This window comes from Streptomyces sp. SID14436, assembly GCF_010548465.1.
Taxonomy (GTDB): Bacteria; Actinomycetota; Actinomycetes; order Streptomycetales; family Streptomycetaceae; genus Streptomyces.
Genome location: NZ_JAAGMD010000534.1, coordinates 1 through 11,271, shown reverse-complemented (window position 1 = coordinate 11,271; position 11,271 = coordinate 1). Strand labels below are relative to the sequence as shown.

Genomic DNA, 11,271 nt, shown 5'->3' with positions numbered 1-11,271 from the left:
CCCGGCCAGGGGCTCCTCCCCGGGGCCTGTGCCGTCCGCAGCCTCCGCGGCCTCCGCGGCCTCCGCGGCCTCCGCGGTGTCCCCGGCGCCCCCGGCACCCCCGGCGGGCTCCGCCGCCTCCGCCCCGTCGCCGTCGTGGTCGTCGTGGTCGTCCCGGGGCTCCCCGGGTGCGGGCGTCGTCCCGGGGGTGTCGTCCGGGTCCGCCCCGCTCCCGGGAGCGTCCGACTGCCTGCGCGGGCGAGTGAAGAGCGACACCCGGAGGTCCTTCCGTACGGGTACTGCGACGGCATGGCGAACAGGACCCTTCACGGGCCTGCTCCCAGCCAGTACGTCCGCACCCCGCGCCGCGTTCAATGCGGCCTGCACCCATGCTCAGCGCGGTCCGGCCGGCGCGTCGGCCCGTGGGCGCAGCATGGCGTCGCCGACCAGGGAGACGCTGCTGACCCTCTCCTTCTCGATGGTGCGCAGCACCTCCTCGGGCACGTACCCGCGGTGCGTGACCACGCGCTGCCCGAAGTGGAACCCGATGAACGCGGTCGGGGTGGAGGTGCCGTGCAGCAGCGGTGCCGTGGGGAAGAAGGATGCCCGGGCCGCCCGCCGCGACCCGTTCGGCCAGTTCCTCGGGCCGGGTCACCGGTTCGCCGGTCTCGGCGCGCCGCCGCAGAGACCGGCGAAGACCAGGTCCTCCCGGCGCCACACCACCCCCTTGGGCATACCGGTCGTGCCGCCGGTGTAGATGATGAACCGGTCGTCTCCGGAGCGCGCGGGGAAGCCGCGGCCGGGCGAGCCGGACGCCTCGGCGTCCGTGAGGCCGACGACTCCGGCGGGCCGTCCGGTGCCGTCGTCGACCGTCCGCCCGGCGGGGGCGCGGCGGGCACGCCTACGGCGGCGGCTCCCGGTTCGTCTCCATGTGGCTGGTGGGCAGCGCGCCCCCCGCCACCTGACCCCTGGGTGAACACCCGCGCGCGAAGGTACTCCTCTCGTGGCCTGTCGAGCGCCCGGACCGCTCGCTAGGCTGGCCGCGGACGACGACGTCGGGAGGAGCACGGACGTGGCCGAGAGCACCACCCAACAACGCCCGCTCACGGGCTGGGACAAGCCGGACCTGGACCTCAGCAACGCACAGTGGCAGTCCAGCAGCCGCGGCCTGGGCGATGTCCAGATCGCCTTCGTGGAGGGCTTCATCGCGATGCGCAACAGCGGCCGCCCGGAGAGCCCCTCCCTGATCTTCACCCCGGCGGAGTGGGGCGCGTTCGTGTCGGGTGCCCGGGAGGGGGAGTTCGACCTGACGTGACCCGGGCCCCCGGCGCCCGCACCCGGCCGCCGGGCCGCACCCGGCGGGAGGTCCGCCCGCCGGCGGGTGTTCCCGTCGTTTTTCCGGACACGCGACAAGGAAGACCGCGCCCGGGCCGCGCCTGAGCCAGGCTGACCCGGGGGACCCCGTACGTCGTATCCCGGAGGCGAGACATCCATGAGCATCCAGCCGGTCGTGGCGGCCGTCGACGGCTCGCAGGACAGCCTGCGCGCCCTGGACTGGGCCCTGGACGCCGCACGCCGGCGCGGAGCCGCGCTGCGGGTCGTGCACGTCCGGCAGTACGCCCCCTGGCCCCAGGCCGAGGCCCTGGCCGCCGCGCCGCCCGACCCCGACGACGACGCCGTGCTGGAACAGGTCCGCGGCCACCTGAAGGACCGTGCCGGTCCGCCCGCCGTCGAGTACACCGCCCTCGACGGCGCCCCCGGCGCCGTCGTGTCGGAACTCGGCGCCACCGCGGGGCTGCTGGTGCTCGGATCGCGGGGCCGCGGCGGCTTCGCCAGCCTGCTCCTCGGCTCCAACTCCCTGGCCGCCGCCCGCGATGCGGAGTGCCCGGTCGTCGTGGTGCCCCGCCCCCGCGAGCAGGACGGCGACGAGGCACCGGCCGCGCCCGGCCCCCGGGTCGTGGTCGGGCTCAACGTGGACAGTCCGGACGAGGCCACGCTCGGCTTCGCCTTCACCGAGGCGGCCCTGCGCGATGCCCGGCTGTCGGTCGTCACCGCCTACCCGTGGCCCCTGCAGACCTGGATGCTGCCGGGTGAGATGCCCCCGCCGGAGATCGACCAGGGCGCCGTCGAGCACGAGAACCGCGTCCTCGCCGAGGGGTTCCTCGCCCCTCACCGCGAACGGCACCCCGACGTGGCCGTCGAGATCCTCACCCTGCCCGGTGACGCCGCGGGCCACCTGGTGGACGCCTCGCGGGGAGCCGGCCTGGTCGTCGTGGGACGCCACCGGCGGCGGCTGCTGGCGCCCGCCCGCATGATGGGATCCGTCACCCAGGCGGTGCTGCTGCACGCCGTGAGCCCCGTCGCGGTCGTCCCGCCGGCCCCCGCCGAGGAGTAGCCGGGCCGGGCCCCGGGCGGCCGTCCCGCCCGTCACCCGCACGTCCGTTCGACCCGTCCGCCCGGCGGCGGCCGACGAACCGTCCCGCGGCCCGGGCACGTACCATGGCGGCATGTCGTTCCTCCGCCGCCGCAGCGCCACGCCCGCCGGGCCCGACTTCGACGTACTGGCCATGGACCCGGGTGACTGGCCCGGCAACCTGGGCGCCGGCCTGCTGCCCGCCCCCGACGGCAGTTGCCAGGGCGTCTTCCTGCGGTACGACCTGTTCGGCGGCCGTGGCCCCGCCATGATCATCGGAAATCTGCCGGAGGGTTCGCCCGCCCGGGACATCCCCGAGGACGAGATCCCCTTCGAGGTCGGACAGCTGCTGCTGGCCCTGGACAACGACGAGGACATCACCGTCGTCGGCACCGAGGACGTGCCGGTGATGCAGGGCGACAACCTGCTGATCGTGCGCCGCGTGAAGCTGTCCGAGAGCCGGATCTCCTGCGTGCAGTTCGACCGCAGCGACAACGTGCTGGTCACCATCGCCGCCTGGGACCGCCCCATCACCGACGACCTGTACGCCCTCCTCAAGCCCCTGCCCGCGGAGCTGTTCCAGCAGGGCTGAGCGGCCGGGGCCGCCCCCTCGCCTCCGACGCCGGACGCACGAAGGTCCGCGGTCCGTCCCCATCCGGACGGACCGCGGACCTTCTGCGCCGCGTCAGCGCGTGCCGACCGCCGCGCGCACGGCCCGGCGGGCCAGCTGGCAGTCGTCGTGCAGCCGCCGCAGCAGCAGCCGCTGCTCCTCACCGGACGGCACGGCACCCGGATGGGCCGCCGCGGCCGTCGGAGCCGCCTCGTGCATCGAACGCTGCACGGCCGTCTCGTAGGTCCGGATCTCCCGGGTCAGCACCAGCATCAGGTTCACCAGGAACGCGTCGCGGGAGGCCGGACCGGCCGCCTGCGCGATCTGGCTGATCTGCCGCCGCGCCACCGGGGCGTCCCCGAGGACCGCCCACAGGGTCGCCAGGTCGTAGCCCGGCAGATACCACCCCGCGTGCTCCCAGTCGACCAGCACGGGGCCCGCCGGGGACATCAGGATGTTCGACAGCAGCGCGTCGCCGTGGCAGAACTGGCCCATGCCCTGCCGCCCGGCCGCGTGCGCGATGCCGTGCAGCAGCTTCTGCAGGTCGCCCAGGTCCCGGTCGGTGAGCAGGCCCAGTTCGTGGTAGCGGGCGATGCGGGCCGCGTAGTCCAGCGGCGCGTCGAACGTGCCCGCCGGCGGCCGCCAGGCGTTGAGCCGGCAGACCGCGCCGAGAGCCGCCCTGATGTCCGCCCGCGGCGGCGCCTCCACCGGGTGCCGCTGGAGCGCGGCCGCCCGGCCGGGCATCCGCTCGATCACCAGCGTGCAGTTGTCCGGGTCCGCCGCGATCAGCCGGGGCGCCCGCACAGGCGGGCGGTGCCGGACGAACGAGCGGTAGGCCGCTATTTCGTGGCGGATCCGCTCGGACCAGGCGGGGGAGTGGTCCAATAAACACTTGGCGACGGCCGTGCTCCGGCCGGTCGTGCCGACCAGGAGGACGGACCGGCCGGTCCGCCGCAGCACCTGCACCGGCGCGAACTCGGGGCAGATGCGGTGCACCGAGGCGATCGCCGTGCGCAGCTGCGCGCCCTGCGGGCCGGAGAGGTCGAGCCGGCCGCTGAGCGGCTGGGTGCCCGGTCCCGCGGCGCGCCGTGCCCTGGGTGCGCCCAGGGCGGGGGCCGCCGGGCGCGCGGGGGCGAGGTAGGGGCCGCTGTCCGAAGGACGCGGACGCGGCCGGGGCGGGGCGGACACGGAGGACGATGCTGCGTACATGGGCGAAACAGATCCCTTCGTGTGCCTGCGACGACATCGCACCACCCGGCCCGGAGCCCGGCGCACCCTGGGGAGTGTCCCCGCGGCTGCCGGGTCGTGGTGGCGCATTCCTACTCGACACCCGATGCCCCCTGGCACACCATCTGGCGCACCCTGGCGAACCCTGGCGAATAGTCGCCCGGCAACTCTCCCGGGGCTACTGTCAACTCAGCCGAGAACCTGGGGGCTTGACGTGAGCGGACAACCCAATACCCGGCTCTCGGACCTGTTCGGCCTGGCCGGCTGGTCCAAGGGCGAACTCGCGAGGCTGGTCAACCGGCAGGCGGCGGCCATGGGCCACCCCCAGCTGGCGACCGACACCTCCCGGGTGCGGCGGTGGATCGACATGGGAGAGATCCCGCGCGATCCCGTGCCGCGGGTGCTGGCGGCGCTGTTCACCGAGCGTCTCGGCCGTGTCGTGACCATCGAGGACCTCGGTCTGGTCCGGCACGGGCGTACGGGGAAACGGTCGCGCGACGGGAATGCGGAACATCCCGACGGCGTGCCGTGGGCGCCCGAGCGGACGGCTGCGGTCCTCACCGAATTCACGGGAATGGACCTCATGCTCAACCGACGCGGCTTGGTGGGCGCGGGCGCCGCGCTCGCCGCGGGCTCCGCACTCAGCAGCGCCATGCACGACTGGCTGCACTCCGACCCTGCCCTGACGGCCGATGCTCCCCGCCCCAACCGTCCCCTGCACGCCGACCCCATCGGGTCGGACCGTTACGAGGCCGCCCCCATCGGCTCGCAGGAGATCGAGGAACTGGAGCGGTCCGTGGAGGTGTTCCGTGCCTGGGACGCCGCCCGGGGCGGCGGCCTCCAGCGCAAGGCGGTGGTGGGCCAGCTCAACGAGGTGGGCGGCATCCTCGCCTACCGCCACCCACCCCATCTCCAGCGCCGCCTGTGGGGCGTCGCGGCCAACCTCGCGGTCCTCGCGGGCTGGATGTCGCACGACGTGGGCCTGGAACCCACGGCCCAGAAGTACTTCGTCATCGCCGCCCATGCCGCCCGCGAGGGCGGCGACCGGCCGCGGGCCGGCGAGGCACTGTCCCGGGCGGCCCGCCAGATGGTCCACCTGGGCCGGCCGGACGACGCCATGGACCTGATGAAGCTGGCCCAGTCGGGCTCGGGCGAGGAGGTCCTGCCGCGCACCCGCGCCATGTTCCACACCGTGGAGGCGTGGGCGCAGGCGTCCATGGGCAAGGGGCAGGCGATGCGCCGCACCCTGGGGCGGGCCGAGGACCTGTTCGTCTCCGACAAGGGCGACGTGCCGCCGCCGAGCTGGATGCAGCTGTTCAACGAGGCGGATCTGTACGGGATGCAGGCGCTTGCGTACCGCACGCTCGCGGAGTTCGAGCCGCAGGCGGCGACGCACGCCCAGCACTACGCGGACAAGGCGCTGGCGCTGCGCGTCGACGCCCAGCAGCGGTCGAAGATCTTCGACTTCCTCTCCATGGCCTCGGCGTGCTTCATCGCCGACGACCCCGAACAGGCGGACCGGTTCGCCCGTCTCGCCCTGGTGTCGATGGGGCAGAACTCCTCCCACCGCACCTGGGACCGGCTGCGCGAGATGTACCGGCTGACCGCCGAGTACGCGGGCTACCCGCGGATCGAGGAACTCCGGGAGGAGATCGAGGTCGCGCTGCCGAAGCCGCGCGGGAAGGGGGGCGAGGGCACGCGGGTGTGACCCCGGGGGTGGTGGCCGCGCGGCGGGCACCGCCGGCCGTGACCGCAGGGGTGCCCGGGGTGCCGCCTAGCCGGTGACCCTGGCGACCAGCAGGCAGCCGTCGTCCTCGCGTCGCTCGTCGGCGATCTCGTGCGCGACCGTACGGACGCAGTCCGGTGCGGTGGTGGAGCGGGTGAAGCGCGGGGCCAGCGCCAGCAGCCGGTGCGCGCCCGCGGCCCGGGCGTGCCCGGGAACCAGCCCGTCGGTGTGCACGAGCAGCAGGTCGCCGGGCTCCAGGGTCTCGGTCGCCTCCCCGTAGCGGGCGCCGGAGGACGCGCCGAGGAGGACGCCGTCGGGCGTGTCCAGGATCCGCCCCGTCCCGTCGCGGAACAGCAGCGGGGCGGGGTGTCCGGCCTGCGCCCACACCAGGGTGCGGGTGCCGGGCCGGTAGCGCAGGCAGACGGCGCTGCCGAGGACCGGGTGGACGGTGCCGTCGGTCAGCCGGTTCAGGCAGGCCATCAGGGGCCCCGGGGAGGTGCCCGCGGTGCCCAGGGCGCGGGCGGCGCCGAGGAGCATCGCCAGGGCCGAGGACACCCCGACCCCGTGCCCGGTGAGATCGCCGGCGCCCAACTGCGCCGTGTCGTCGGGAAGTTCCAGGGCGTCGTACCAGTCACCGCCGACCCGGGGCGCCGCCGACGCGGGCAGGGACAGGGCGGCGACCTCCAGGCCGCCCGGTCCGGTGCGCGGGATCCGCAGGGAGCCGCGCCACACCGGCCGTACCGCCTCACGCAGTTCGGTGGCGACGCGGTCCTCGGCGGCCGGTGGCGCGGGGCGCAGGGAGGCGCGGCTCTCGCTCACCGCCCGGCGACAGCGCCGCAGTTCGCTGACGTCCCGCAGGACGGCCCACATCGAGGCGGTGCTGCCGTCGCTGCCGAGCACCGGTTCGCCCATCATGTGCACGGTCCGTACGGCGCCGTCCGGGTGCACGACGCGGAACTCGCCGTCGATGGGCCGGGCGTCGATCAGGCAGTCGGTGACCATGCCGGTCAGGGTGGGCCGGTCCTCGTCGTGCACCAGCGAGGGCAGTTCGTCGAGGGTGAGCGGGGCGGAGGACGGGTCGCGGCCCAGGATGCGGTAGAGCTCCGCCGACCAGGTGGCCTCGTCGGTGAGCAGGTTCCACTCGGCGCTGCCGACCCGGCTGAGCAGCGAGCCGCGCCGGGGCGCGGGCGGGGCGAGGGACGCCGGGTCGTCCGCGGCGCCCGGCGGGCCGTCCCGCAGCTGCGACAAGTGCCGTCCGACGTCGTCGAGCTGATGGGCCGCCAGGTCGTACAGGGCGCGCTCCCAGCGGTCCTCCGGGTCCGTCCCGTCGGCCGGTGTGCCCCGCCGTACCGCGTCCACGTCGCCCTTGAGACGCCGGGCCCGGGAGATGAGCGTGTCGACGGGGCCGCGTCCCGGCGGCTGGGCGGCGGGGCGGTCCGCGGAGAGGGGGGACGGCATGACGCACTCCGATGCGGGACGGTTCGGCCAGAGGCGGAGAAAGGGACCGTCACGACTGTCGCACAGCCCGCGACGGCCCGTAAGGGATTTGGCAACACACGATACGGCGGTGCCCCCGGCATATGTCAGCGTCTTCGCGGAGTTACTCCAGGGTATCCGCGTGGTGTCCCTCTGGCGATCCAACTCTGATGTGGTGAAGGGTAGTTGACGTGCCGTCCGGTGCGGCACCACCCATCACTCAGGTGTTCGACGCGCGGACCTGTGTGCGCATGGCGGAGCCGGCGGCGAGGACGCCCCCGCCGGCCCGTCTCAGTACCTCAGCACACCCGCCATGCCCACCTCGTCGCCCAGGGTGCCGTCCGGGACGAAGCGGACCTCCGCGCCCGTCTCCAGGCACTGCTCGACGATCTCGTCCACGATGTCCTCGCGGGCGTCCAGGTCGCCCTCCTCGGCGAGCACCAGGTGCTCGCCGTCGTCCCGCACCGTCAGCCGCAGGTTCTCCTCCACGGCCAGCAGTCCGACCCGGCCCTCCCGGGCGCTCCGCCACAGCTCGTCGACGCCCGCCGCGAACTCCTTGCGCCCGCGCGCCGCTTCCAGCTCACGGGTCACCTCCTCGGTGCGCCGCCGGGCCTCCTCGTCGAGCACCGGGCGCAGGGCCTGCCACACCGCGTCGGGCGTGCCGTGGGCCAGTCCGCCGTGCGGCACGTGCACCGCGTCCCGGGTGACCGTGCCCGCGTCGTGCAGCAGGGACAGGGCCGCCGGTTCACCGGTGACGTAGAGGGGACGCGGCCGCTCGCGCAGGACGTCGGCCACCGCCGCGTCGGCCTCGCGCAGGAACCGTCGGGTGTCCTCGTCCCGGAAGGCGCTCGGCTGGTCCCCCACCCGTTCGAGCCGCTCCGGGTCGAAGTTCGGCTCGTCGCGCTCCAGCGGGAAGCGGCCCGCGGACTCCTCGGTGACCCGGTCCACGCCCCCGCTCCACAGGGTGGCCCGGTCGGCCGAGACGGACAGCACCCAGAACGGCTGTTCGGCCGTGTGGGCGGAGACGAGGTTGCGGGTCAGGAAGGTGTCCGAGAGCACCACCCGCTCGGGCACGGAGCGGGCGAGCGACCAGACCTGGTGCTCCCCCGGGGCGGCGAAGATGACCAGACCGTCCTCGGTGTGGCTCAGGTCCACCTCGGCCAGGGCCCGGTCGAGTTCCTGGACCACCTGGACCCGGCGGTCCCGGGTGACGGCCGGGTCGGCCTCCAGCAGCTTCTTGGCCTCGGCGACCATGTTGCGCAGCCGGACCTGGTCCTGCGTGTTGAGGGGGTCGCGCCGGTGGGTCGGTGTCAGCACGGACACCGCGGGATAGGGGCGCGGACGGCGAAGCTCGGCAAGGGTCGTGGGACTCAGATCGTGCTCCATGACAGCACCATAGAACCGATTCCCGGGTGCGGCATTGGGACGACAAGTCCGGACACGTCCCACCGGTCCGCGGCACGCCCCGGCTCAGTCCGCCGCGTCCTCCTCGGAGCCGCACGAACTGCCGTTCCGCGGCAGGGATCCGTAGCGCAGGAAGTCGTCGACCTTGCGCCGGACGCACTCGGACGACCCGTAGCCGGTGTGCCCCTCCGCCCGGTTGTCCAGCACCACCGCCGACGAACCCAGCCGCTCGGCCGTCTCCACCGTCCAGCGGTACGGCGTGGCGGGGTCGCCACGGGTGCCCACCAGCAGCATCTTCGGCGTGTCGAGGTCCTTGACGTCGTCGCGGATGTAGTCGGTGCCCCGGGGCCGGCCGTAGCACATCAGCACCTGGGCGAGCCGGTACGGGCCGAAGACCGGGGAGGCCCGCTCGTAGCGGGCGCGGAGTCCGGCGAGGTCCCGGGTGATCTCCTCCGCGGACGGGCGGTCGGGGTCGTCCGCGCAGTTCACCGCCATCAGGGCCGCCGGCAGGTTGTCCAGCGGGATCTCCTCCTCGTCGGTGAGCGGTTCGTGCTCGCGCACCGGCAGCGGGGCCGTCACCCCGCCCGTCGCGAACGCCTCCACGCCGCGGGTGTCGCCGTCCTCCATCAGCTGCGCCAGGGCCCGTTGCAGCAGGGGCCACAGCTCCCTGCTGTACAGGCCCTGGCCTATCGCCCCGGCGAGGTCCTGGCCGGTGAACTCGAAACCGAAGTCCGACGCCACCGGGCTCTCGTCGAGCGACTCGACCAGGTCCAGCATCTGCCGGCGCGCCGCACGCGGGTCCTGCCCGAACGGACAGGCGATGTCGTCGGTGCACCAGGTGAGGAAGGACTCCAGCGCCTTCTGCTGTCCCGCCGCGGCGGCCAGGCCCTGCTCGGGCAGCGGCTCGGTCAGCGTGTCGACCCCGTCCAGCACGAACCGGCCGACCTTGTCGGAGAACCGCGCCGCGTACACCGCACCCAGCCGGGTCCCGTAGGAGAAGCCCAGGTAGTTGAGCTTCTTGTCGCCGAGGGCCGCGCGCATCACGTCCAGGTCGCGTGCCACGTCGACGGTGCCGATGTGGGGGAGGACCGGGCCGGAGTGCTCGGCGCACTCGGCGGCCACCTCGCGCAGCTGCGCCATGGCCTCGCGCGGATCCGACATGTCCTCGCCGTCGGTCGCCTCCAGCGCCTGCCCCGTCGCCTCCGCGCCGCAGCTGACCGGTGCGGAGCGGCCGACCCCGCGCGGATCGAAGGAGACCACGTCGTAGTCGTCGGTCAGCCCCATGAACTCCTTGCCGCCGTGGGCCAGCCCCAGGACGCCGGAGCCGCCCGGGCCGCCGAAGTTGAGCACCACGGAGCCGCGCGGGTCGCCGGTGCCCCGGATCCGGGCGAGGGCGAGCTCCAGGGTGCCCTTGCCGGGGGCGGAGTAGTCGACGGGGACGGTGATCTTCCCGCACTGCAGGTCCGAGGGCATCTCCATGCCCTCGCACTTCGACCAGCTGATCCGCTGCTCGTAGAAGCGGCTCAGGCCGTCGTCCCCGGCGTCGCGGGTGCCGGCGGCGGGCAGACCCAGCCCCAGCAGGGCAAGCCCCACCGCGCCGGTCACGGCACAGCTGCGGACCGGGGGTCGCGTGGACAGCTTGGTCAGCATGGATGCCTCCAGCAGCGCTCCGCGGCGGGAACCGGCGCCCCCGCTCACCCTAAGCGGGCCTCGCGGGCCCCGCCTGTCGGCCGGACGGGTGGGCGCCGGGGGCTTGCCGGGGGCCCGCCGGGCCGGTGCGCGTTCGACGCCTTTGCCGGGGGTTCGAGCCCCGGGGCACCCGACCGGGTGAACGGGGAGTGACTTACGGATGAACCACAACTCCGATGGTGCGTCCGCGTTCTCCCGGGTGCGGGCGAGTGCCCGCGACGACGTCTGGAAGGCAGGGAAGCGATGAGACGGGTGACCCGAAACGGTGTGATCGCCCTCGCCGCCGCGTCCGGCGCGATGGCCGTGGCCGGGCCGGCGTACGCCGGTGCCGGTGCGGAGGGGAGCGCGGCCGGTTCGCCGGGCCTGGTCTCCGGCAACACCGTCCAGCTGCCGGTGCACGTCCCGGTGAACGTCTGCGGGAACACGGTGAACGTGGTGGGACTGCTCAACCCGGCCGCGGGCAACACCTGCGTCAACGAGGACGCGGGCGGCCCGGGAGCCCCGGCGGGGGCCTCCTCCGCCGGGCCGGGGGCGCACGCCGACGGCACCGCCGAGGGCTCCCCGGGCGTGCTGTCGGGCAACGGGGTGCAGCTGCCCGTGGACCTCCCCGTCAACGTCACCGGCAACAGTGTGAACGTCGTCGGCGTCGGCAACCCCGCCGTCGGCAACACGTCCGCGAACACGCCCGGCGAGCGCCCCGGCCGCCCGGCGGACCCGGAGGCCGAGCCGCCCGCGGCACCCCCGCGC

9 protein-coding genes and 2 pseudogenes are annotated in these 11,271 nt (G+C 74.6%); 5 read left to right on the top strand and 6 right to left on the bottom strand.

Features of this window, described 5'->3' with window-relative positions:
• Together G3I53_RS18735 and G3I53_RS18730 are read right to left on the bottom strand one after the other, a co-directional pair.
• A pseudogene (locus G3I53_RS18735) lies at positions 1–255 on the bottom strand (hypothetical protein); the annotation flags it as partial.
• 147 nt (positions 256–402) lie between these two features.
• Positions 403–804: pseudogene (locus G3I53_RS18730) on the bottom strand (AMP-binding protein); the annotation flags it as partial.
• Between the two features lie 247 nt (positions 805–1,051).
• Between G3I53_RS18730 and G3I53_RS18725 the strand changes: the two are divergent.
• From G3I53_RS18725 to G3I53_RS18715, 3 genes are all read left to right on the top strand, one after another.
• Positions 1,052–1,294, top strand: a complete 243-nt coding sequence (locus tag G3I53_RS18725; protein WP_031102233.1) for a DUF397 domain-containing protein — start codon at positions 1,052–1,054, stop codon at positions 1,292–1,294.
• A gap of 177 nt (positions 1,295–1,471) precedes the next feature.
• Entirely contained in the window at positions 1,472–2,374 is a 903-nt protein-coding gene (locus tag G3I53_RS18720) for a universal stress protein (RefSeq protein ID WP_164332946.1), read from the top strand.
• A 112-nt stretch (positions 2,375–2,486) separates the two neighbouring features.
• A complete protein-coding gene (locus G3I53_RS18715) occupies positions 2,487–2,984 on the top strand; it encodes a hypothetical protein (protein ID WP_031102235.1) in 498 nt (165 codons plus the stop codon).
• Positions 2,985–3,077: 93 nt separating this feature from the next.
• Here the strand turns inward: G3I53_RS18715 and G3I53_RS18710 are convergent, their stop codons facing one another.
• Entirely contained in the window at positions 3,078–4,211 is a 1,134-nt protein-coding gene (locus tag G3I53_RS18710; RefSeq protein WP_164438568.1) for an aminoglycoside phosphotransferase family protein, read from the bottom strand.
• 232 nt (positions 4,212–4,443) lie between these two features.
• Between G3I53_RS18710 and G3I53_RS18705 the strand changes: the two genes are divergently transcribed.
• Positions 4,444–5,937: a hypothetical protein gene (locus tag G3I53_RS18705; RefSeq protein ID WP_164335510.1), complete on the top strand. Its 1,494-nt coding sequence runs from the start codon at positions 4,444–4,446 to the stop codon at positions 5,935–5,937.
• 66 nt (positions 5,938–6,003) lie between these two features.
• Here G3I53_RS18705 and G3I53_RS18700 read toward each other — a convergent pair whose 3' ends face one another.
• The 3 genes from G3I53_RS18700 to G3I53_RS18690 form a co-directional block, all read right to left on the bottom strand.
• Positions 6,004–7,413, bottom strand: coding sequence for a SpoIIE family protein phosphatase (locus G3I53_RS18700; RefSeq protein ID WP_164438567.1), 1,410 nt, complete (start codon positions 7,411–7,413; stop codon positions 6,004–6,006).
• Positions 7,414–7,722: 309 nt separating this feature from the next.
• A complete protein-coding gene (locus G3I53_RS18695) occupies positions 7,723–8,817 on the bottom strand; it encodes a hypothetical protein (protein WP_031102189.1) in 1,095 nt (364 codons plus the stop codon).
• An 84-nt stretch (positions 8,818–8,901) separates the two neighbouring features.
• Positions 8,902–10,485, bottom strand: a complete 1,584-nt coding sequence (locus tag G3I53_RS18690) for an alpha/beta hydrolase (RefSeq protein WP_164336506.1) — start codon at positions 10,483–10,485, stop codon at positions 8,902–8,904.
• A gap of 282 nt (positions 10,486–10,767) precedes the next feature.
• On the opposite strand from G3I53_RS18690, the gene G3I53_RS18685 reads away from it, so the two are divergent.
• On the top strand, positions 10,768–11,271 hold a 504-nt coding region (locus G3I53_RS18685), incomplete at its 3' end, for a chaplin (protein ID WP_164438566.1).